This is a genomic window from Mucilaginibacter aquariorum (assembly GCF_024498135.1).
GTDB lineage: Bacteria > Bacteroidota > Bacteroidia > Sphingobacteriales > Sphingobacteriaceae > Mucilaginibacter > Mucilaginibacter aquariorum.
In genome coordinates this window covers 2,216,971-2,240,722 of record NZ_JANHOH010000001.1, presented here as the reverse complement: position 1 = coordinate 2,240,722, position 23,752 = coordinate 2,216,971, and the positions used below count along the sequence as shown (strand labels likewise).

19 protein-coding genes are annotated in these 23,752 nt (G+C 42.3%); 8 read left to right on the top strand and 11 right to left on the bottom strand.

Going from position 1 to position 23,752, the window contains the following annotated elements; genetic code table 11:
* Positions 1-22: 22 nt before the first annotated feature.
* Entirely contained in the window at positions 23-673 is a 651-nt protein-coding gene (locus tag NPE20_RS09695; protein WP_256538420.1) for a TetR family transcriptional regulator C-terminal domain-containing protein, read from the bottom strand.
* A gap of 221 nt (positions 674-894) precedes the next feature.
* On the opposite strand from NPE20_RS09695, the gene NPE20_RS09690 reads away from it, so the two are divergent.
* The 3 genes from NPE20_RS09690 (at position 895) to odhB (ending at position 6,984) form a co-directional block, all read left to right on the top strand.
* Positions 895-2,199 carry a DASH family cryptochrome gene (locus tag NPE20_RS09690; protein WP_256538419.1) on the top strand — a complete coding sequence of 435 codons (1,305 nt, stop codon included), beginning with the start codon at positions 895-897 and terminating at the stop codon, positions 2,197-2,199.
* Positions 2,200-2,474: 275 nt separating this feature from the next.
* Complete coding sequence (locus tag NPE20_RS09685) at positions 2,475-5,279, top strand: 2-oxoglutarate dehydrogenase E1 component (protein ID WP_256538418.1); 2,805 nt, start codon at positions 2,475-2,477, stop codon at positions 5,277-5,279.
* A gap of 109 nt (positions 5,280-5,388) precedes the next feature.
* Positions 5,389-6,984 carry a 2-oxoglutarate dehydrogenase complex dihydrolipoyllysine-residue succinyltransferase gene (gene odhB, locus NPE20_RS09680; RefSeq protein WP_256538417.1) on the top strand — a complete coding sequence of 532 codons (1,596 nt, stop codon included), beginning with the start codon at positions 5,389-5,391 and terminating at the stop codon, positions 6,982-6,984.
* Between the two features lie 342 nt (positions 6,985-7,326).
* On the opposite strand, the gene NPE20_RS09675 is transcribed toward odhB, so the two are convergent.
* Together NPE20_RS09675 and NPE20_RS09670 are read right to left on the bottom strand one after the other, a co-directional pair.
* Complete coding sequence (locus NPE20_RS09675) at positions 7,327-7,569, bottom strand: addiction module protein (protein ID WP_256538416.1); 243 nt, start codon at positions 7,567-7,569, stop codon at positions 7,327-7,329.
* A gap of 41 nt (positions 7,570-7,610) precedes the next feature.
* Positions 7,611-8,072 carry a DinB family protein gene (locus NPE20_RS09670; RefSeq protein WP_256538415.1) on the bottom strand — a complete coding sequence of 154 codons (462 nt, stop codon included), beginning with the start codon at positions 8,070-8,072 and terminating at the stop codon, positions 7,611-7,613.
* 113 nt (positions 8,073-8,185) lie between these two features.
* Between NPE20_RS09670 and NPE20_RS09665 the strand changes: the two genes are divergently transcribed.
* From NPE20_RS09665 to NPE20_RS09645, 5 genes are all read left to right on the top strand, one after another.
* Entirely contained in the window at positions 8,186-9,907 is a 1,722-nt protein-coding gene (locus NPE20_RS09665; RefSeq protein ID WP_256538414.1) for an ArnT family glycosyltransferase, read from the top strand.
* Positions 9,908-9,916: 9 nt separating this feature from the next.
* Positions 9,917-10,939 carry a lipid A deacylase gene (locus NPE20_RS09660; protein WP_256538413.1) on the top strand — a complete coding sequence of 341 codons (1,023 nt, stop codon included), beginning with the start codon at positions 9,917-9,919 and terminating at the stop codon, positions 10,937-10,939.
* A 155-nt stretch (positions 10,940-11,094) separates the two neighbouring features.
* Entirely contained in the window at positions 11,095-11,811 is a 717-nt protein-coding gene (locus NPE20_RS09655) for a DUF2490 domain-containing protein (protein ID WP_256538412.1), read from the top strand.
* Between the two features lie 44 nt (positions 11,812-11,855).
* Positions 11,856-12,776: a DUF58 domain-containing protein gene (locus NPE20_RS09650; protein ID WP_256538411.1), complete on the top strand. Its 921-nt coding sequence runs from the start codon at positions 11,856-11,858 to the stop codon at positions 12,774-12,776.
* A gap of 179 nt (positions 12,777-12,955) precedes the next feature.
* On the top strand, positions 12,956-14,425 hold the full coding sequence (locus tag NPE20_RS09645; protein WP_256538410.1) for a glycoside hydrolase family 130 protein: 1,470 nt from the start codon (positions 12,956-12,958) through the stop codon (positions 14,423-14,425).
* Between the two features lie 162 nt (positions 14,426-14,587).
* Here NPE20_RS09645 and NPE20_RS09640 read toward each other — a convergent pair whose 3' ends face one another.
* The 8 genes from NPE20_RS09640 to NPE20_RS09605 form a co-directional block, all read right to left on the bottom strand.
* Positions 14,588-15,592, bottom strand: a complete 1,005-nt coding sequence (locus NPE20_RS09640) for a glycosyltransferase family 4 protein (RefSeq protein WP_256538409.1) — start codon at positions 15,590-15,592, stop codon at positions 14,588-14,590.
* Positions 15,592-17,868 (bottom strand): glycosyltransferase family 4 protein, encoded by a 2,277-nt coding sequence (locus NPE20_RS09635; RefSeq protein ID WP_256538408.1) that lies wholly within the window; start codon positions 17,866-17,868, stop codon positions 15,592-15,594. Before NPE20_RS09635 ends, NPE20_RS09640 begins: the two co-directional genes overlap by 1 nt.
* A 252-nt stretch (positions 17,869-18,120) precedes the next feature.
* On the bottom strand, positions 18,121-19,320 hold the full coding sequence (locus tag NPE20_RS09630) for an aspartate aminotransferase family protein (protein ID WP_256538407.1): 1,200 nt from the start codon (positions 19,318-19,320) through the stop codon (positions 18,121-18,123).
* Positions 19,321-19,521: 201 nt separating this feature from the next.
* The gene (locus tag NPE20_RS09625) at positions 19,522-20,049 is read right to left on the bottom strand and encodes a hypothetical protein (RefSeq protein WP_256538406.1); all 528 of its coding nucleotides are present in this window, start codon (positions 20,047-20,049) and stop codon (positions 19,522-19,524) included.
* A 1-nt stretch (position 20,050) separates the two neighbouring features.
* On the bottom strand, positions 20,051-20,872 hold the full coding sequence (locus NPE20_RS09620; protein WP_256538405.1) for a hypothetical protein: 822 nt from the start codon (positions 20,870-20,872) through the stop codon (positions 20,051-20,053).
* A 61-nt stretch (positions 20,873-20,933) separates the two neighbouring features.
* A complete protein-coding gene (locus tag NPE20_RS09615; protein WP_256538404.1) occupies positions 20,934-21,488 on the bottom strand; it encodes an RNA polymerase sigma factor in 555 nt (184 codons plus the stop codon).
* A 63-nt stretch (positions 21,489-21,551) separates the two neighbouring features.
* Positions 21,552-22,013: a thioredoxin-dependent thiol peroxidase gene (gene bcp, locus NPE20_RS09610; RefSeq protein WP_256538403.1), complete on the bottom strand. Its 462-nt coding sequence runs from the start codon at positions 22,011-22,013 to the stop codon at positions 21,552-21,554.
* A 2-nt stretch (positions 22,014-22,015) separates the two neighbouring features.
* Positions 22,016-23,713, bottom strand: coding sequence for a M23 family metallopeptidase (locus tag NPE20_RS09605; protein WP_256538402.1), 1,698 nt, complete (start codon positions 23,711-23,713; stop codon positions 22,016-22,018).
* Between the last annotated feature and the right edge of the window lie 39 nt (positions 23,714-23,752).

Genomic DNA, 23,752 nt, shown 5'->3' with positions numbered 1-23,752 from the left:
GGGGAGGGTTTGGGTGGGGCTATTAAAACCGCATTTTTTCCTTCAACCCGCCATTCTTTGCCAAAAACTTGCCATACTCAAACAAGTTATCTATCGGCGAACGCTGGAAAAGATCGAACGTTACATTTACGCCTTTCTCAATGGCCTCGTCAGTTTTTTCAAATCCTGCCGAATCATCATTTATCCAAAAATTTAGCACAAAACCAAACTGTATCCAAAGAGCGTCTTTATAACGTTTGCTAAAAAATTTGCGATCGCTTAGTTCAGATGTTTCGATACCTTCTGTTAAAATGCCTTCGGCAAAATTCTCAAATATCTCTTTTGTTGGCTCCAGTACTTTAGGCGTACCCAGGCCACGATGTTTTTTAATGCTGTACACGGCAAAACTGCGACTGCTTTTCAATAACTCAAAAAAGCTGTAGAAGAACGATAAGGCCTTCTCGCGCGAGGAATATTGTGTCCAAATTTCCTGTGCGCGTATTTCGATAAGGGTTTTATTGGTCAGATCTGCCCATACACTTTGTTCAACCGCATCAAAAGATCCGAAGTAGCGGTAAAACTCATCCTCGGGCATTTTATTTTTTTTAGCAAATACATACACCGATTTTGGCTGCTGGCCTTCTGTTAATACATGATCTATATACGCTTTCTGGATGCTTTCGATAGTTGCCATAGTGTTGATTTTTAATATTTAAAGTTACGATAAACAGCTGGTGTTAATATCATGCTTATGTTAATTAAACGGGTAAAGGTTAGGTTTAGTTTGTGATAGAATTTCACATAACGCTGTATAAATGTTGGAACGATGTCAAAATGTTGTAGCAAATTACGCAGGGCAACTAAATAATTCCCATTTTTGTAATTAATCTAAATAAGTTTAGATTAGTTGTTCATATGAGTGAAAAGGTTATATTGGTTTGGTTTAGAAATGATTTGCGCATACACGATAATGAAATATTATCTGAAGCCGTGCGCAGGGCAGATAAAGTATTACCCGTATATATTTTCGATCCTTTTTACTTTAAAACCAGCGCTTTAGGCGCTTTAAAAACCGGGAGCTTCCGTGCCCGTTTCCTGCTTGAAGCTGTTGCTGATTTGCGGGAGAACCTTAAAAAGTTTGGCGCCGACCTACTGATCCGTATCGGCGACCCTGCGGAAGTGCTTACTCAATTAGCCGAAGAATACCAGATAAGTGAAGTTTACCATCACCGCGAGGTTGCACCTGATGAAACCGATGTTTCTGAAAAGGTTGAAGCCGCTTTATGGAAAATGAAGCTGAACCTGAAACACTTCATCGGGCATACCATGTACCATAAAGAGGACCTGCCTTTCCCTATAAAAGATATCCCTGATAGCTTTGTTACCTTTAAAAAGAAGGTAGAACGTGATAGCACTGTTAGGCCAAGTGTTGTTAGTCCGGAGTATATTATTACACCCGAAATTATCGATGCCGGCGAATTGCCTACGCTTACAGATCTGGGTGTTCCCGAGCCTGTTGATGACGCCCGTGCCAGTGAAAAATTTATTGGTGGCGAAACAGCAGCCCTCAAACAATTGCACAATTATCTGGAAAGTTGCCTGCAAGCAAACCAGGGTAAAAATATACGCGGCGCTACTTGCAATTCATCACGTTTAAGCCCATGGCTGGCTGTTGGGTGCATATCGCCAAGGCAGGTTTATTGGGAGGTGGTTAACTATCACCGCGAAAACCATTTGCCCAATACCGATCCTATAATGCTGGAGCTTTTGTGGCGCGATTATTTCCGCTTTATGTTTAAAAAACATGGCCAAAAGTTCTTCCGGTCCGAAGGGTTTGGCGATGTTCCCGATGTTGCTGCCAACCAGGATGAACTTTTTGAGCAATGGAAAACCGGCCAAACTGGTGTTCCGTTTGTTGATGCTGCCATGCACCAGTTAAATGCTACCGGTTACATCACCAACTATAGCAGGCAGGCTGTAGCTACCTATTTAACTAAAGATTTGCAGGTTGACTGGACAAAAGGCGCCCTGTATTTTGAAGAAAAGCTAATAGATTATTCGCCCGCAAGCAATTGGGGTAACTGGGCGTTTGTGGCCGGGGTAGGTAACGATACTAAAAGTAACCGTTTTTTTAACGCTGCAAAGCCTACCGACCAGTTAGATACCCAAAGCGATTTTATAACCACCTGGTTGCCTGCTGCACATACCGTGTGTGAATAAGGTGCAGGTTATTGTAGCTTTAAACGCAACAAAAACAGTTTATTAGCGTATATATATTATGAACCCATTTGAGCAATTCACCATCATTATCGGCCTCCTTGCCGTGTTGTTTGAAGGCTTGGGGTATCTTCGCAGTTTCCTGCACAAATTTTTACACAAATCTTAATTATGCTTTTATTGCTTCCAACTTAAAATTGATAGAAAAGTAATAGCATATAATTTCAGCATTTTATTCTATAATGCTTAATTTTGTACCGTTTACAACAATGGTTTCTATGGATCGCCTCAATTACATAAACAGCGGAAACGCAGCCTACATTAATACATTATACGAAGCTTACAAACAAGACCCCGAATCTGTAGATTTTGGCTGGCAAAAGTTTTTTGAAGGCTTTGACTTTGGAAAAGATAATCAAGATGCCCCTGCGGCCACCGCCGCAACACCTGATCATTTCCTAAAAGAGATCAACGTGATGAACATGATAAATGGATACCGCTCTCGCGGCCATTTATTCACCAAAACAAATCCTGTACGCGAGCGCCGCAAATATTTCCCGGGTAAAGAGCTGGAAACCTTTGGTTTAAGCGAAGCTGATATGGACACCGTATTTAATGCAGGTGTTGAAGTTGGGATAGGCCCCGCCAAACTGCGCGACATTCGCCAGTTATTAGAACAAACTTATTGCCAGGCCATTGGTGCCGAATATACCTACATCCGCAATCCTATAAAACTAAAATGGTTTGAGGACAGGATGGAGAGCAAACGCAATACGCCATCATTCACCGTGGATGAAAAGAAAGAGATGCTGGCTAAATTGAACGAAGCGGTTGTTTTTGAAAATTTCCTGGGAACAAAATTCCTGGGCCAGAAACGTTTCTCGTTAGAAGGTGCCGAAGCTTTGATCCCTGCCCTTAACTCCGTTATCAGGAAAGGATCAGACCTGGGTATCGAAGAATTTATCATCGGTATGGCACACCGTGGCCGTTTAAATGTGCTCACTAACATCATGGAGAAAACCTATAAAGAGGTATTCTCTGAGTTTGAGGGTAAAAACTTTGACTCAGAATCTCCATTTGGTGGTGACGTAAAATATCACCTTGGATTTTCTACCGATGTAGAAACCGCACAGGGTAAAAAAGTTCACTTAAGCCTTTGTCCTAACCCATCGCACTTAGAGGCGGTTGACCCGGTTGTGGAAGGTATTACGCGTTCAAAAATTGATTTTAAACATAACGGCGATCATTCAAAAATTGCCCCTATATTAATACATGGTGACGCATCTGTAGCCGGACAAGGAATTGTTTACGAGGTTTTACAGATGGAAAAACTGGACGGTTACCGCACCGGCGGAACGATCCACCTGGTTATAAACAACCAGATAGGTTTCACCACCAACTATAAAGATGCCCGGTCAAGTACTTATTGTACCGATGTGGCTAAAACGGTGCTTTCGCCGGTGTTCCACGTAAATGGGGATGATGTTGAGGCATTGGTTTATGTAGTTAACCTGGCAATGGAATATCGCCAGGTATTTAACGAGGATGTATTTATCGATATCCTTTGCTACCGCAGATACGGACATAATGAGGCGGATGAGCCTAAGTTTACCCAGCCTGTATTATATAAAGCTATCGAAGCGCACCCTAATCCGCTGCAGATCTACAGTAAAAAACTGATAACCGAAGGAACAATCGACGACAAGTATGTAAAAACGCTTGAAAAAGATTTCCGTGCGGAGTTACAGCAAATGCTGGATGAAGCCAAAGCTTCCGACAGGTTTACCGATACCATCCCGATGTTTGAAGGTGCCTGGAGCGGCCTGCATTTAGCAAACCACAGCGAATTAATTAGCCCGATTGATACATCGGTTAGCAAAGAGGTTATTACCGAAATAGGTGACAAACTAACTGTGTTGCCAACTGATAAGCAATTCTTTAAGAAAATTGAAAAATTGTTCCAGGACCGTAATGCTATGGTTAATAAAACCGGCATATTCGATTGGGCAATGGGCGAATTGCTTGCCTACGGTACTTTATTAAAAGAAGGTTTCCCGGTAAGGTTAAGCGGCGAAGATGTTAAACGCGGTACATTCTCGCATCGCCACGCGGTACTTACCCTGGCCGATTCTGAGGATGAATACACCCCGCTTGAAACTATTGATACAAAAGCGAAACTCAGCATATTCAATTCACTGCTATCTGAGTATGGCGTGTTAGGTTTTGAATATGGTTATGCTTTGGCAAACCCTAATGCATTAACCATTTGGGAAGCGCAATTTGGCGATTTCTTTAACGGTGCGCAGATCATAGTTGACCAGTACATTGCCAGTGCCGAAACAAAATGGCAGCGTGGTAACGGTTTGGTGATGCTATTGCCGCATGGTTACGAAGGCCAGGGCCCCGAGCATTCATCGGCGCGTGTAGAGCGCTTTTTAGAGCTTTGCGCTGATGATAATATCCAGGTGGCAAACTGTACAACCCCTGCAAACTTCTTCCATATTTTAAGGAGGCAAATGCACCGCAGTTTCCGTAAACCGCTTATTATATTTACACCTAAGAGTTTATTGCGCAGCCCTAATTGCGTATCGCCGCTGGCAGATTTTACCGATGGTAAGTTCTACGAATTGATAGACGATAATTATGCCGATGTTAAGAAAGTAAAACGTGTATTACTTTGCACCGGTAAAATTTATTATGATCTGTTTGAGAAACAACAGGCAGATAAACGTAAGGATATAGCTATAGTGCGTGTTGAGCAATTATACCCAACACCTGTACAGCAGATCTTAAAAATTAAAGCTAAATACGAAAAGGCTACCGAATTTTTCTGGGTACAGGAAGAGCCTGAGAACATGGGCGCATGGCCATATATTTGCCGCAAGTTCCACAACGATAAATATTTAAACCTGAATGTTATATCGCGCTTGGAAGGTAGCAGTACCGCTACCGGTTTTGCTAAACAGCATGCTGCACAGCAATTGCATATTGTATCGAAAGCATTTGAAGCGCCTGCGGGCAAACTGGTTAAAGCAACCATTAAAAAAACAACCGAAAAAATGGCTAACGCCGGGGCTGATTGATATTTGAGTTGAAGGTGATGGGAGCGAGGAGCGTATAAATTGTTCATCGGGCCCGCACCCCGCACTAATATCCTCGTTCCATAAACAAAAACTTACAACTACTTACAATATGAGTTTAGAAATAAAAGTTCCGCCGGTAGGCGAATCCATTACCGAAGTAACATTATCAGCCTGGAAAAAAAAGGATGGTGACCATGTAGAAATGGACGAAGTGATAGCCGAGCTGGAATCAGACAAGGCAACTTTTGAGCTTACTGCCGAAAAGGCCGGGACTTTAAAAACAGTTGCAGCCGAAGGCGATGTATTAGCCATTGGCGCTGTTGTGGCCAGTATAGAAGATGGTGGCGCACCTGCAGCCGAGAAAGCACCTGCTGCGCCGGTTGCAGCTAAAGAAGAAGCGGCTACGGCTGTTAGTCCTGCTGCGCCTGCAAACGCCCCTGCTCCTGCACCTGCCCAGGGCTCATCATCATTAGAAATAAAAGTACCACCGGTAGGCGAGTCAATAACCGAAGTAACACTATCCCGGTGGATCAAAAAAGACGGCGAAGCTGTTGAAATGGACGAAGCTATTGCCGAACTGGAATCTGACAAAGCAACGTTTGAGTTAACTGCTGAAAAAGCCGGCACATTAAAAACTATAGCTAAAGAAGGCGATACCCTGGCCATTGGCGCAGTGGTTTGCATCATTGAAGGCGGTGCAGGTGCTCCTGTATCTGCTCCTATACCGGTAACCCCTGCGGTTGCAGATGCGGTTAACGAATCGCCACAATCTGCTCCATCAAAAGGAACAACCTATGCATCGGGCACACCATCGCCTGCTGCTGCAAAAATATTAGCCGAAAAAGGCATTGATACTTCAGCTGTAAGCGGTACAGGTGTTGATGGCCGTATCACTAAAGGTGATGCCCTTAACGCGCAAAACCAGCCTGCTGCCGCACCCGCACAACCCGCGGCTAAACCTGCCGCTGCTGCCGCACCTCAAACTCCGCAACCCGCTCCAGGTTCAAGAAGCGATCGTCGCGAAAAAATGTCGTCGTTACGCAAAACGGTTGCCAAACGTTTGGTAGCGGTTAAAAGCGAAACCGCTATGTTAACTACTTTTAACGAGGTAGATATGGCGCCGATAATGGAAGTACGCAGCAAGTACAAAGATAAATTCAAAGAAAAACACGGCGTTGGCTTAGGCTTTATGTCGTTCTTTACTAAAGCGGTTACCGAGGCTTTAAAAGAATGGCCTGCTGTTGGTGCCCGTATAGAAGGCGAAGAAATAGTTTACAGCAATTTTGCTGATATCTCTATCGCGGTATCTGCGCCAAAAGGTTTGGTTGTCCCGGTTATCCGCAACGCCGAAAGCATGAGCCTTGCCGAAATTGAAAAAGCCATTGTAGTGCTTGCAGGTAAGGCCCGCGAAAATAAATTAACGCTGGAAGAAATGACTGGCGGAACGTTCACTATCACCAACGGTGGTGTTTTTGGTTCTATGATGTCTACTCCGATATTAAATTCGCCGCAATCGGCTATATTGGGTATGCATAATATTATTGAGCGCCCGGTTGCCGTAAACGGACAAGTGGTTATTCGCCCAATGATGTACCTGGCGCTGTCATATGATCACCGCATCATAGATGGCCGCGAATCGGTAAGCTTCCTGGTGCGTGTAAAACAATTACTGGAAGACCCAACAAGGTTGTTGTTAGGAGTTTAGATACTAATCTGAAAATACGAAAGCCCGGTTACGCCGGGCTTTTTTGTTATCTATTCGAGTAATCTTTTGGGTTTTTGTAAGCGTGGATTATTGCCAAAATAATTATTTGTTTATTAACCTCATCAACAAGGTAATGAATGTGAAAAGGAAACTGCTTTAACATTAAAGTTCGTACTTCTCTATATTTAATCTGAAAACCTATGGGCGTAAGATCTATGTATAGTTTAGCTTCACGAATACGAAGTAAAAATTGCCGGGCAAGTTTTGGTGAAATGGCTTTATAATAATCAACTGCGTTTAAAATATCACTTTTAACAGCAGGTCTATTTACGAAGTTATAGTTCACAAACTTTTCTCGATATCATTTAACGTGTCATCAAAACTGCTTAAAGCTGTCGGGTTTTGATAATAATCATTAAGCCTTTCATCAATTATTTGAGTTTGCCATGCTGATAATTCAGATGTATTAACAACTTCTTCTTTTTGCAAATCAGCGTACCTTTCCTTCAAAGATTGCCATTCTTCAATAGGAATAAACACTCCGGTTGTGTTTCCTTTATTATCATGAATAAATTGAAGATTCATACTCTTTTATATAGGTATTAATCAAAGTTACAAAAAATGTTTTATCCTATCGCTCTCTTCAACGCCATAACATATCCAATATGCATCCCATCATGAAATGGCAGAAAATTTATGGCATCTTCAACGCTGATTATTTGCACACCATAGCGGGTTGCCCATTGCGGGTAATTTGTAAAGTTTTTGTTTTGATAATTGGTTTCTAACTGATCAATGGTGGTGAGCAGCAGCTCTTTTATTTCGTCAACTTCTACGCTGTCAATAAAGCGGGTAGGCTTGGTATCCGGGCGGTATGGGGTATAATGTTTATCCTCCACTATAAAAGGTATGCCTGCCCTTGTATAGCAAATGCCTTGTTCTGCTGATATTAGATGCGCCACATTCCAGATAATGTTATTGTTAAAACCTGCCGGAACCTGGTTTAGTTGTTCGGTAGATAAACCCTCTATTAATTGCAGTAAATGCTTACGGGTTGCTCTGATGGTATTTAAGGAGTTGGTTATCATGTTCAAATATTGAATTTTTATCGGGATAAATGTTAATGCTAATGTAAATTAAGCCGTTTTAACATCGCCACAGCTTATCGCTTTTATTTTACCTTTGCAATTCATTAATAGCAATGTCGGCAACTACTATAAGCAATTCTGTTCAGGCAAATAAACCGGTGTGGTACTTTATTCTATGCTGGACGTTATTGAACGCTGTGCAGGCATATACCTTAGAGCTGCATGCCGATGAGGCCTACTACTGGATGTTTGCCCAAAAGCTGGACTGGGGGTATTTTTACCACCCGCCAATGGTGGCGCTGTTCATAAAAATAGGCGATACCTTATTCCATAACGAACTTGGTTTGCGCTTGCTAACCGTATTAAGCAATAGCCTGGCTATATACCTGCTTTGGCTAATTTTAAAAAAGTACCAGGTTAGCGCCAAGTGGTTCATGCTGCTGGTATCGGGCGTACTGGTTTTTCATGTTTATGGCTTTACCAGCACGCCGGATGCCCCTTTGTTTTTCTTTGCGGTGCTGTTCTATTATTTCTATCAAAAGTATATTGATGAAGATAGCTGGTTAACAGCTTTTATAATTGGGGTTATTGTAGCCTGCCTGCTTTACAGTAAGTATCATGGGGTGCTGCTTGTTGGGTTTACCCTGTTATCAAACCTTAAACTTTTTACGCGCAAAACTTTTTACCTGGCCATATTAACGGGGTTAGTAATTTACATCCCCCATATTTTGTGGCAAATGCACAGAGGGTTCCCGGCGGTTAATTACCAGTTGTTCGAACGGTCGTCTGCATTTGGGTACGATATTTCTATCAGCACTACATTTATTGTAGGGCAGCTTTTACTGGGTGGGGCATTTATTAGCTGGTACCTGTTTTATCAAGGGTTCAGCACTAAGACAACGGACGTTTTTACCCGTGGCTTATTGTTTAATGCCATAGGCACATTTGGGTTTTTCCTGCTGAATACCTTTAAAGTAAACGTACAGCCCCATTATACACTAATTGCTTTTGTACCTTTAATATGCCTGGCGCTTATTAACTTCCAACGGAAAAACTTTGATGCCAAATGGTTTTACAGATTGGCAATTGCAAATTTGGTGTTGATATTGGCGTTGAGGCTATCCCTTATATTTGGTTTGCCATTTATAAAAAAGGTAGAGGCTTTAAAAAGCTATTTCGGTTTCCACGAATGGGCCAACCTGGTCCATCAAAAAGCAGGCAATGCGTTTGTAGTGATGGACGAAGGTTTTCAGAACCCATCAAAATATAGTTTTTATACCAACAGCCTTAAAGGTTTCGCTTACGATTCCCGGTATTATGGGCGCACTATGTTTGATATCTGGCCAATGGAGGATAGCCTGCAGCATCAGCGTGTGTACTATTTGTTAAAATATCCGGTTACCGGCACCACTACCGATAGTATAAAATGCGATGCCGGAACCTGGTATAGTGGTTGGGTTGATGATGCGCGCACCTATCAAAAAATAGCTATAGAAACCGAAAAAACCGAAATTAAAGCCAAACGCGGACAAAAATTCGAATTTGACCTTACTATAACTAATCCCTACCCATTTGCTGTTAATTTTACCAACGCTGGCTACAAGCATCCGGTTGCGTTGGAAGCATGCTTTTTTATACATGTTACGCCAATAAGTGTACAGCAGGCTGATAGCAGCTTTAACGGCATAGCATTGCAAAAGGGGCAAAGGGCACGTTACAAGATGACAGTAACCGCGCCAATACAAAAAGGCACGTTCGACCTGTTTTTTTCACTGCGTACCGAACCATTTTTGGGCAGCAAGAACAGCGGCATAATAAAATTTACAGTTGAATAAAGATACAGCATGATAAAAAAGATCTACTTCGCCCTAATAACTATTCTATTAACCGCGGGTGCAGCGAGCGCACAAAACGTCGATTTCCATTTAAATGGAATGGGCTTTTTTGATAACCGCGAATATAAGGAGTTTGTAACAAGGTCCCGTACCTATTCAGGCGTACGTATTACTGCTGATGTTGGGTTTAACATTGATAGTAATAACCACTTTATTTTTGGTGCCAATGCGCTGCATGAGTTTGGTGGTAACCAGTTTTTTGTGCGTGTGAACCCGGTGGCTTATTACAGCTATACAGGTAAAAACTGGTTATTCAACGCCGGTGCTTTCTCTCGCGAGGGTTTACTTACCGATTATCCACGCGCCATGCTTAACGATACCCTGCGTTACTACAGGCCAAATGTAGAGGGCTTGCTAACGCGATTTAAAAGCAGCCACGTTACCGAAACCGTTTGGATTGATTGGGTGAGCCGCCAAACCAATGTGGATAGGGAGCAGTTCCTGTTCGGTTTTTCGGGTAAGTACCAGCCATCGCTGGATGGGCCGTTCTATGTGTCACACTACTTCTTTTTACTGCACGATGCCGGGCCTGCAATAGCCATCCCGGATGATCATATCCGTGATAACGGCGCGGCACAGATAAGGCTTGGCGCAAATTTAAGCCATAAAACCTTCCTCGACTCGGTAAGCTTTGAAGCCGGCGGTATGCTTTCATTAGAGCGCAGCAGGGGGATTGATGGCTGGCAAAAGCAAAAGGGGTTTGTGGCCAGTGCATATGCAAGCTATAAACGGTTTGCCCTTTATGATGAATTTTACAAAGGCGACGGCCATCATATTGCTTTTGGGGATTCTTATTACCAGTATAAAACTTATAACCGTTTAGATATTATTTATACGCCGTTTATTGCCAAAGGACTTAAAGGACAATTTGTGCTGAGCCTGCACAATACCCCGGGCTTCTTTAGCAACCAGGAAGCTTTCAAGCTAACGTATGATATCGGCAGAAAAAATTTGGTGAAGTTTAAGGATTAATACACTAAACTCTATTTGTCATGCTGAACGATAGTGAAGCATCTAATCGCCGCAATGCAGTTCGATAGCAAAGTTCGCTAATAGATCCTTCGCTATCGCTCAGGATGACAAACTTTTTTATAGCTAAGCAGAGTTTTTTATCTTCGCATCATACTATGAAGAAAAAAGCACTAACACTACTCTTATTAATCACCCTATTAATACCCTGCAAGCTTTTCGCGCAGGAAAATCGCTTCTCGGGTTGGGCGGCGTTATTCCATACCCAAAAGTTTTCGCCCAAATGGGGCATGTCGTTCGATGCGCAGTTCAGGTCTGCTAATCATTACGATTATTTGCAAAATGTACTGCTGCGACCGTCGGTAAATTATTACTTCGATAATAATAAAATGGCAGCACTGGGTTATGCCTATATAGCTACAAATGGCCGGGGTGCAGGTGGTGTAGAAACATTCCGCCCCGAAAGCCGTATTTGGGAGCAGCTTATCATCAACACAAAAATTGGTAAAACCAGCACACTGCAACACCGTTTTAGGCTGGAGCAGCGCTTCCTTGGCAATACAACAAACAGAACCGACCATTACTTTTCGCAGCGCCTGCGTTACTTTGCTAGAGCTGTAGTACCGTTTAAAAAAACCGAGACCTTTACCAAAGGTGCATTCCTTGGTTTGCAGAACGAGGTTTTTGCAAACGTGCAAAACAACGATAAGGTTAATAAACACTTCTTCGACCAAAACCGGGCTTACGTGGCCGTAGGGTACCGCGTGCACAAAAAGGCCGATGTGGAGTTGGGTTATTTAAACCAGTTTGTACAGCAGGCATCAAGCAGTTATTTTAACCATATTATACAAGCGGCTATATATACAAGGTTTTAAAATAAGCGCATTAAATAAGCGTTAAACTTTACTAACTTGGCATTATGCCCACACTCAGTAACGATCAACATATACGGCAACTGGCCAATCTGGAACTGCTTGCCAGGCAGGTTGTAGAGGGCTTTATAACAGGTTTGCATCAAAGTCCGTTTCATGGGTTTTCGGTTGAGTTTGCCGAGCACAGGCTTTACAACAATGGCGAGTCTGTAAAAAATATCGACTGGAAACTACTTGCCCGTACCGATAAGCTTTTTGTAAAACAGTTTGAGGAAGAAACCAATCTGCGTTGCTTTTTGCTGTTGGATACTTCGTCGAGCATGAACTTCCCTGAACAGGGGATTAACAAGCTGCAGTTTTCGGTTTACGCGATAGCCTCGCTTATGTACCTGTTTAAAAAACAGCGGGATGCCTTTGGGCTTTGCCTGTTTTCGGATAAAACGGATTGGATGAGTCCCGCGCGTTCAACATCAACCCACTTGTTCCGTTTGTACGCCGAGCTGGAAAAGGCTTATGATAACCCAAAGCAAAACACAGCAACCAATATTGCCCAGGTGCTGCACCATGTGGCCGCAGAAATACACCAGCGATCTATGGTGATTATTTTTAGCGATATGTTGGAAAATAGCCTTAACCCCGAGAAAACCCAGCAGCTTTTTGCTGCTATTCAACATTTAAAGTATAAAAAGCACGAAGTGATCATCTTTAATGTCAGCAGCAAACAAAAAGAGATAGACTTCAACTTTGATAACCGACCGCATCATTTTGTAGACATAGAAACCGGGAACGAGGTGCGTGTACACCCTAATAAAATTCGCGACAGCTATCAGTCTGCGTTAAAAAATTACCGTCATCAATTAGAGCTAAAATGCGCCCAGCACCATATTCAACTGGTTGATGCTGATATTGAACAGGGTTATAATGAGATATTAAAAACTTATCTCATCAAAAGAAACAGCATGATTTAAACCTTGGTATATATCGCGGTCTAAAATTTGTGCATCCTTTTAAAATAATCAGCAAAAATTAGATTTTAAATGATTATTTGATTAGTTAACTGTAATATTTACAGTATATAATAAGGTTTGTGAAATTGTTCAAATCAATTTAGCAAGCATGGTGTTATTGATTAAATGTATTTTTTAGTATGAGACTTTCTATAGAACGAAAACCAATAAGAGTAAATCCAGATCCAAAACGTGTAATTGCAAGATTTTTTTTTAATGGGAATGACCGGGCTAAAGAAGTTTTACAACGTGTAATGGGCATTACTGAAGAAACCGCATTTGGCATAGTATCACCATTACTCCAGGAGTACTCTAAACGTCATCGTAATATTACCCGCGTGCTCAACCGCCATTGCAGCAAACTTAAGCCGCTTTTTACCGAGCTGGGTATTGATTATGATACGCTTACCGTGTATCGTAAATTGTTGATAGGATCATACTTTACACACGAATATTCAATTGAATCGGCGGCGTTCTTTAATCCCTCTATAGTGGAAGACCCGGACCAAACCGAAATGGAAGACGGGCAAAGGCGGGTTATTATCAGCTTTAGGGCAGTGGGTGAAGGGCATATTTCTTCTATCACCTTTCGCCGGGCCATGATTGATAAAGAGAACAAAATTACTGTTTTACCCGCAGGCAGTTATATTGATGAAGCCGAAATTGTACGTAACGCGGTTTATAATAAAAAGCTGTTTCTTGAAAAAGCTGCCATTACCCAAATAAATATCAGCGTATTACACGAATTAGAAGATAAGCTGGATCATCATTTTGAATACTCTAACCTGCGCCGAATTATACTGGATTCGCAGAAACTGCAGGAGGATGATATGATGCGGCTGGAGTATGATAAAGTGCTTTGGCTGGCCGATTCGTACTACGAGATCGTTTTTTCGTTAGATACAGATATCTCCGACAGGGTTATTTTCCCGATATCTGAATATGAGCGCAAGGGTATTGAAGATGCCCGCTTTGTTAAGTTTTTAAATGACGACGGTACATCTGTTTACTACGCTACGTACACCGCTTATGATGGCTCATTGATCATGCCTAAGCTGTTACAAACAAACGATTTCTATAATTTTAAAATAATGCCTTTATATGGTGCCGGTGCGCAAAATAAGAACCTGGCGCTGTTCCCGCGCAAAATAAACGGCAAATACGCAATGATATCCCGTATTGATGGCTGCAATAACTACATCATGTACTCGGATAAGATAAACATATGGGAGAAACCTGTATTGTTGCAAGAGCCTAAGTTTACCTGGGAATTTGTACAAATAGGCAACTGCGGCTCGCCAATTGAAACAAAAGATGGCTGGTTGGTTATCACGCATGGCGTTGGCCCTATGCGCCGCTATGTATTGGGTGCAAGCCTGTTAAAACTGGATGACCCGGCTATAGAGATAGGCCGGCTGAAAGAGCCCTTACTTGTGCCAAATAGTGATGAACGTGAAGGTTATGTACCCAACGTACTGTACTCCTGCGGATCGATGGTGCATAATAACAAGCTGATCATCCCTTACGGCATCTCCGATTCATCCACTTCGTTTGCCGAGGTTGACCTGGATGAGCTGTTAGCAAAGTTTAAAGAAGACGGAATGGATTGAGGTTAAAGCTGAAAGGTTTATGTAAAACAAAAGAGCGATGAGGTATCTCATCGCTCTTTTGTTTTCTCTTCCCGTCATGCCGAACTTGTTTCGGCATCCCACAGGACAGTTGAACCCGCAAAGCATGAGAGGTGCTGAAACAAGTTCAGCATGACAAGTTATTTACCCTAATATCCGCTTATACAACCCCAAATAATCCTCAGCCATTTTCTCTTTAGAAAATTGCGAGTTAGCCCACTCAAAACAGTCTTTGCGATTAATAGAACCAAGCTGGCCAATGGTATCCGCAGCTTCATCAACGGTGTTCACTAAAAAGCCTGTCTTTTCATGCTGGATCAATTCTGGCATCGAACCTTTGTTGAAAGCTATAACCGGTGTGCCACAAAGCATGGCTTCGGCAACACTCATCCCAAAAGGCTCGGCAAAGTTTATGGGGTGAAGCAAGGCAAGGGCATTACCCAAAAGCTCGTTACGTTTATCGGGGTCGGCAGGGCCAATGTATTGGATCTGCTCGTTTAGTTGTGGTTCTACTTTTTCTTTAAAGTAGTTCTCATCTTGAATAATACCAGCTATTATTAGCCTTTTATTCGCCTTTTTTGATATCTCAATCGCCTCTAAAGGGCCTTTATCGTGATGGATCCTACCAAAATAGAGCAGGTAATCCTGTGGTTGTTCGGTAAACTTAAAATCCTTGGTGTCTAACCCGTTGTAGACGGTGGCGATGTACTCCAGTTCCGGGCTGCGGTCGGCATTGCTGATAGAGACATAATGCCCGTGCGAATTGTATTTTTTATACACCGGGATTATGCGTGGCGATGAAAAACCATGTATAGTGGTTATCATCGGCGTATTGATCAAACCGGTATAGGTAAGTGGCAAAAAGTCAAAGTTGTTGTGGATGATATCAAACTCGCCTGCCCGTTCCATCAGGTTACTAATATGCAGACATTCCAGCACTTTTGCATCCTGTGAGCGGTCTTCTTCGTAACCTTGTTCGCAAACAGATACAAGCTTACCTGCTGTGATAGAATCGCCTGTGGCAAAAAGGGTTACATCTACACCAAGTTTTATCAGCCCTTCAGCAATATTTGAGGCTACTTGTTCCCATGGGCCGTAGTGCCTGGGCGGTGTGCGCCAGGCAACGGGGGCTAAGATCGCGGCTTTCATTAACACATTTTTACCTGTTTACCCATCTTGTTATACTCGTATTCAAGCTCAAATGCTTTTAATACGGTAAGGTGAGATATAAGGTAGGCCAATGTACTTTCGGCACCCTGGTTACGGTTAATACCGGTTGGCAATAAGCCATCGCAACATCCTTTTGTTTCATGATCATACAATGGCGCGCGCAACGTATTTTCGCCCAGGAACCATTTGTAGCTTAAAAACATTTTCTCAATATATTGCGGTTTACGGAAGATCTGGTAAGCCTGGAAATGCATCAGTACCATAGCCATAGTTTCAATGGCCTGCTGGTCAAACGTAGGGAACTTACCACCACGATAATACCAGCCATCGTTACCCACTGGGCTTAAATAGCCGTTAGACAGGGTAAGTTTATCTAAAAATGCCATTGTTTTTAAAGCGATGTTCTTTGCCTTTTGATTGCCGGTTATTTCGCACGAGTGTAATAAAGCCAGCGGAAGGATGGCATTATCATAGGTCATGCTTTCTTCAAACCATTCCCAATCATCAGATCGGGTAGTTTCATAAGCATCTATTAAAGGTTGTGTTAAGCGTACCAACTCGGCAAGCATGCCTTCATCAGTAGGGTAGGCCTGGAGATATAAGCTAATGCCAATAATAGTATTGGCTTGCCCCCTTATATATTTTAATGCTTTAAAGTGCGGGTACGATTTATGGAATATTTCCAACGCAAATTCACGGTACGAGTTACTTGCGGCGCAGCTTATCAGGTGCCCCAATGCCCAAATAGTACGGCCAAACGAATCTTCGGAACCTACCTCATCCAGGTATTGGCGGTTAAAACTTAAGAAATTGCGGAAATTTCCATCATCCGTTTGCATATAGTGGATGTAGCTCAGATATATAGGCATCAGCTTAAAGGCATCGTTGCTTTTGCTGCGCTGATAAGCCATTAGCGCCATAATTAACGCACGGGAGTTATCATCAAGGCAGTAACCTTCTTTTAAGTTGGGGATACCATACTTTGCATGCTGTACAATACCGGTATCATCAGTTAAACGCATAACATGTGTTAGGCTAAACTTGGGTAATATCTCGGGGTCAACAATGCTGTTCTTTAATATTTTATCGCTGAAATCGTGTGTTGCGGCGGCTTCCTGTGCAACCTTTATATACTCGGCACCTGTTGCTGGCCAGCGTAAATGCAAACCATATTCGTACGCGTTTTCTTTAAGCTCGTTAAGCACAGTTTCATCATCCAACAACTCGTTAACCGTTTCGGCAAGTGCATCAGCATTTTTAAAATCAAATAAACGGCCACGGCCATCAGCCAATAATTCGGTAGCGTGCCAGTAAGGGGTTGATACTACCGCTGCACCTGCACCTACAGCGTATGATAATGTACCGCTGGTTATTTGCGCCTCGTTCAAATATGGTGTAACATAAACCTCGGCTGCTGTAAGGTAATTTATCAGCTCGTCCTCGGCCACAAATTTGTTAATGAATGATAAATGTTGTGAAACCTTTAACGAAGCGGCCAGGGTTTTCAAATGGTCGCGGTATTCCTCGCCCGAGCTTTTAATAACGCCGGGATGGGTATTACCCAACACCACATACATCACATCGGGGTGTTTCTCTACTATTTTTGGCAGCGCCTTAACTACTGTTTCTAAGCCTTTATTACGGCTTAGCAAACCAAAGGTTAACAATACCCGGTGGTTTTTAAACTGACTTAAGCTTTTAACAGGGTTAACTTCAGGGGCTTCCAGATCAGGGACGCCATGTTCTATTATCTGTATTTTTTCGGCAGGGATATCATAAATGGTAGTTAGAAACTCTACCGCGCGATTGCTCATCACAATTATTTTTGACGATTGCTCGGCAATTTCGCGGATAATGATCCGCTGCACATAGCTGGGATCTTTAAGCACAGTATGTAGTATAGATATCAACGGTTTCTCTAACCGGTTTATTAAAGGCAAAATGTAAATCCCGCTTTCGCCGCCGTAAATACCAAACTCGTGTTCTAATATCACAGCATCAACCGAACTTGTATTTATAAAGTTGGCAGCGCGTATATAATCTTTTTGATGATCCTGACGGATAACATATTTAACAGCAGCCGGGTATTCATACTCCTGTACGTTTTCCGAATCGTTAAGTGCAACTATAAACCCGCCATCCAAAGGGTCTTTCCTTTCGGGGAAGTTTGCGTTGATAGCGTTCATTAAATTATGGTTGAAAGTTGCAATTCCGCATTCGCGGGGCGGATAGGTTGATATGTATGCGATTTTCATGTTATATAGCAGAAGTTGTTATCATTTTAGTATTAGCCGGACTGTTATAAAATTAATTTTTGAACAGCCCTGACCCGAAAAGTATGCACCTGTGACCTGTAAAACAGTAATTACGCGGCTTGATGGCATAATTTATAAGGGCACATACCATTATGCATAAACTATACCAATAAAATGAAAAATAGCGCCGTAACTTTCTTTTTACAGTTAAAATATTAATTATAATTAAAATACGGAGAGAAAAGGGGGCTGCTAAAACGCCGTATCTTGGTGAAAATCAATAGCATCTGTAATTATTTTACAGGCATTGATGAGCTGTTCATTAGTAATAATGAGCGGAGGGGCTAAGCGCATAGAATTGCTGCAATGCAGGAACCAGTCGGTAATTACACCATTTTCTATACAGCGGTCGATTATTTTTTTGTTCAGTTCAAAGGTTTCAAACTCCAGGGCCAGCATTAAACCCTTGCCCCTGATCTGTTTAATAGCCGGATGGGTGAGGTGTTGCCTTATAATTGTTTCTTTACCGGCAACTTGTTCTATCAGGTTTTCATTTAGCAAAACCTCCAAAGCCGCCAGGCCGGCAGCACAACAAACCGGATGGCCGCCAAAGGTGGTAATATGACCCAGGATAGGATTTTCTTTAAATGCCGACATCACATCCGCCGACGCTACAAAAGCGCCTACAGGCATGCCGCCACCCAGCGCTTTAGCCAGCAGCAGTATGTCTGGTACGATATCAAAATGTTCAAAGGCGAATAGTTTCCCGGTTCTGCCAAAAGCTGCCTGTATCTCATCCAATATCAATAAAGCGCCTACCTGTGTACAGCGTTTACGCAATGCCTGCATGTAGGCAACATCGGGCACCCGGATACCAGCCTCGCCTTGTACGGTTTCCACAATAACACAGGCTGTTTGCTCTGTTATCAATTCCAGATCCGGCAAATTATTAAGGCTGATGAAATTTATCCCCGGCAATAACGGGCGATAAGCCTGTTTAAATTCCTCGTTACCCATAACGCTTAAAGCGCCATGGGTACTGCCATGGTAGGAATTATGAAACGCGACTATCTGTTGCCTGCCTGTAAAACGTTTAGCCAGCTTTAAAGCGCCTTCAACCGCCTCGGCACCCGAGTTGGTAAAGTAAACAGAATTTAATGTTGAGGGTAATATGCTTACCAGTTTTTCGGCAAAGCGCACCTGCGGGGTTTGTACATATTCGCCATACACCATCAGGTGCATGTATTTATCAACCTGATCCTTTACAGCATTAATTACGTACGGATTGCTGTGGCCCAGGTTGCTTACGCCAATGCCCGATATCAGATCGATATAGGCTTTGCCGTCGCTATTGTACATGTATACACCTTCCGCGCGTTCAAACTCCAATAATAGGGGGGAATGCGTTGTTTGTGCATTGTTATTAAGGAAAAGCTGGCGAAGGGTTAACATGTTAATTAGCGAATTATTGATTTAGTGATTGAAAAACCAAGCATGCAAAAATCAGCAATCTAACCGACACTTTAAGCATCAATCACTAAATCACTAATTAGACTGAACTAGTGATTGACCAAATAACTCAATTATGCAGAAACCACCAATCCAAGCGATACTTCAATCACTAAATCACTAATTCACTAAATCAATAATTAATTAGTTCCCAGCCCTTACACTGCGTTCACTGAGTTGTTTGATCAGCTCGTCGGTAAATTCGCGTTCGCTTTTATAAAGCTCGCTTACTTTTTCGGGAGGTAATATTTTGAGGAATATATCACGATACTTTTTCCTGATAGTTACCAGTTGGTTATCGTAAGCTATTTCTTTATCTATCTGCTCGGTTCCATTAACAGACGCGCTTGAGTTGTTTAAACGTTTTAAAACCCTTACCGCGGTAAGTTCCTGCTGATACTGGTTATAAACCGGCCAAAAACGGCGCGCCTCATTATCGGTAAGTGAAAGTTGCTGACTTATAAAACGGTTGCGTGCTGCCTCAAGCTTTTTGCCTTTGCTGGTCCTGCTGTTATTAGTACCCACCCTGCCACTACGGTTAAGCTGACTGATTGGTTGATTAGAGGACGGCCTTAGGCCACTACGCATATCAGCCACCTGGGCAAATATATCGTCGCCGGTGATAGCCAAAATGGTTACTATAAAAAAAATATATCTGAGCAGTTTGTTCATTTTAATTAATATCAATATAGTCCTGCAGGTCTTGGTCCAGGGCTTCAGTATTGATCTGTGTTTCGTTGTCCATTAACCCCCTTGTATCGTTAGCATCCAAATGCAGCTCAAGATAATCTTTTATCTCATCAGCCGGAACTTCTGATAACTGGGTATGTAAAAAAGTATGTGTATGTGTAACCGGTACCTGTGCTTCTCTTAAAAATGCACCGGCCCCAATAATTAAAGCCAAACAAGCCGCAGTAGCATATTTAAATGTATTTGAAGCCCATAACTTGCGTACAATAGTTTTACGCAGTACAACTTCCTGGTTAACGGTTTTATTTAAAATATCCTTGTTAAGCTTTTCAAAATAGTTATCAGGAACGGCAAAGGCAGGGCTATTTGTTTCCAATATCTCCTCTACGGCTATCCTGCTTTTTATTTGCTGTTGCAGGTTCTCAAAATAATTTTCGGGAACGGTAAAACCCTTTTCTCCGGTATTTACTGCGGCCTCAAGGTTTACACGGCTTTGTATATTATTGGTAAGTTGTTCAAAATATCCCTCGGGCACAGTAAGCCCTTTTTCTTCGGTACCCGCAAGGTTCTCTATATTTATTCTGCTTTGAATGTTGGCGTTTAATTCGTCGAAGTAATTTTGTGGCACAGTAAATCCCTGTGCCATATCATCACTTTTTAATTCATTTAATTTAACAAGAGACAATATGCGCTGACCGGCATCTTCAAAATAGCCGGATGGCACTGTAAACGGGTTTTCTTTCGAAAACCGTTTAAGTGACATTTCTTCGTCCGCCCATTCGTTATTCTCCATATCGCTTTTCATACACTGTTATAGATGAATAAAGTTTCAAAAGGTTTAATGCTAATTTAAATATTCTACAGAATTAATCAGTATTCGTAACAAATGCCTCTATCTTTTTAACTGCCAGGTGAAAAGATGCTTTTAAAGCACCTACACTTGTGCCTAAAACCTCGCTCATTTCCTCGTATTTCATATCATCAAAATACTTCATGTTAAATACAAGGCGCTGTTTATCGGGCAGTGTAAGTATGGCCTCTTGCAGTTTCTTTTGGATCTGATCGCCGGTAAATTGGTCCGAGCTCGACAGTGTATCGGCCAGTTCAAAATCCACATCATCCAACGATACATTGTTCTTTTGCTTTTTCTTGTTCAAAAAAGTGATGCATTCGTTGGTGGCAATGCGGTACATCCAGGTGTACAGTTGCGCGTCGTTCCTAAAGCCGGGCAGGTTTTTCCATATTTTAATAAATACGTCCTGCACAATATCGTCGGCATCGTCATGGTCAATAACCATACGGCGCACATGCCAGTATATTTTTTGCTGATACTTTTTCAGCAATAGGTTAAATGCTTCGTTACGGGTCTTTTCGTCCCTAAACTTGCTTAGTATCTCTTCGTCTTCTGCCTGAATGGCCATCTATTAAAATTTATCTTTTAAATAAATATAAAGTGTTTTTGTTTTATAATGTTATAAACACAGTTAATCTAACAGTTCTAATACCTGCTGCGATGAGTTTTTAGTATCTACCTTATCAATCACTTTATCAATAATGCCATCGGTATTAATAATAAAAGTGGTGCGGGCGGTACCCATATATTTTTTGCCATACATATTCTTCTCTACCCAAACGCCATAGGCTTCAACAATACTGTGGTCGGTATCGGCTATAAGGGTAAAAGGTAATTTGTATTTGGTCTCAAATTTTTTGTGCGATTTTTCATCATCAACACTAACGCCTATCACTTCAAAACCTTTACTTAAAAGCGATTGATAATTATCCCTGAAATCGCACGACTCGGCAGTGCAACCTGGGGTATCGTCTTTTGGATAAAAGTAAAGGATAACATTTTTGCCTTTAAAATCACTTAACGACACGCTTTCGCCGTTTTGGTCGTTAGCTGTAAAATCGGGGGCTTTATCGCCTTGTTGTAAGTTTGCCATTTTTACCTGTTAAATTCTGCAGTAAATGTTGAAACGTTATTTTTAATATCGCTTACCGTAAACTCAAAAGTATGTTTGCCGGGGGCGATGCTATCGTCAAAGGTATAACTTAAAACCTTTGTTTTATAATCCCACTCCACAAGCACCCATTTGCCATCAATTTTGCCGGTGTAGCTTTTTATACCACTCAGGTTATCGTGCATACGCAATTTTATAGCCCTCAAAGCCTGCATATTACTACCGTTCCGAATATTAATAGGGGTAATGACAGGGGCAACTGTATCCAGTTTTATATAATAATCGCCAAAGGCACGTGCCTTAGCCTTTACATAGCCATCTTCATACATACCGCCAATGCTGCCGCTTGCGGTGCCTACAATAACCGCTTTATCGGTGTAAGCGCCAAGGCTTATATCGGGTTTTATCCAAAGCTCGTACTCGTCATGTATGGGTGTTAGTTTATTGTGGATACGATGCGTTACCGATAATGCTCCCGGTTTTGCAGGCAGGGCCGAATAAACAAAATCCAGGTCGTCATATAAATTGCCGGGCATTACGGTCACTTTCACTTTATCGTTAGCAAACTCGCTTTTTTGGTCGTAACGGAATAGTTTACCAAGTGGTTTCTCAGCTGGCGCGTTGTTCGCAACCGAACTCGATTTTACTTTTAACGTTAGGGTTGATGTATTGCCGGCAACATCTTTCACAATGTATTGTACCTCGTGCAGGGCATCGTCATTAAAAGCCATTATACCCCGGTTGATAGATTGCGGATAGAGCGAGATCCTGCTGCCCGGCAATATAAAGCACTTTTGCACCCAGCGCTTGCTGCTGATAAACGCCGGATAATCGATATAAGCATTTATAGCATGGGTTTGATCGAACGCGAAACGCTCTACCGCGAAGGTGTACATAGTAATGCCATCCAGCTTTAGTTCCAGCGAGTAAATACCATTGCGATTGGCCGATGCGCTGTTCATATCAGATACGGTTATACCAAAACCTGTATTGCCGCTTATGTTTAATACCTGTGGTTTTAAAAGGCGATAATTACCGTTCGCGCCGGTTACCGCTAAAAATTCCTTCGGGGTTTTATCGCTGAAGGGACTGCCGTTTAAATGATATATGCCAATAGCAGTTATGGCCGGTGGCTTACTATCTGGTATGGTTAAACCAAATAGCTGCGGGTTAATGGTTTCTTGCGTTAAGGTATCGCGCAGCTCGAAATGCAAATGCGGGCCCGCAGATGCTCCCTGGTTGCCCGAAACGGCTACCACATCGCCTTTTAGCACTTTGAACAGACCGACAGGCAAGGCTATATCAGCTTCAAATGTTTGGTTTTTGTACTGGTAGTCGCGAATGTATTTTTCAACCACATCGGTAAAGCCATTAATGTGGCCGTAAACTGATGTAAAACCGTTGGGGTGGGTAATGTACAAAGCTTTACCAAAGCCTCCGAATTGTATGCGTACACGGGAAATGTACCCGTCATACACAGCATGTACCGGGAAGCCGGTACGCTGATTGGTCCTGAAATCCAGCCCCGAATGGAAATGGTTTGGCCTTAGTTCGCCAAATGAGCCGGCTGTGGCAGGTGGCAGATCTAAGGGGTAGCGGAACTGATTTTTAGGATATTGTTTGCTTTGGATAATCTCCTGGGCGTGGGAGGCGGTGCTTAAGAAAATCGCGATAGCGATCAAACAAAAAGAAATGTCATTTCGAACGATAGAGAGAAATCT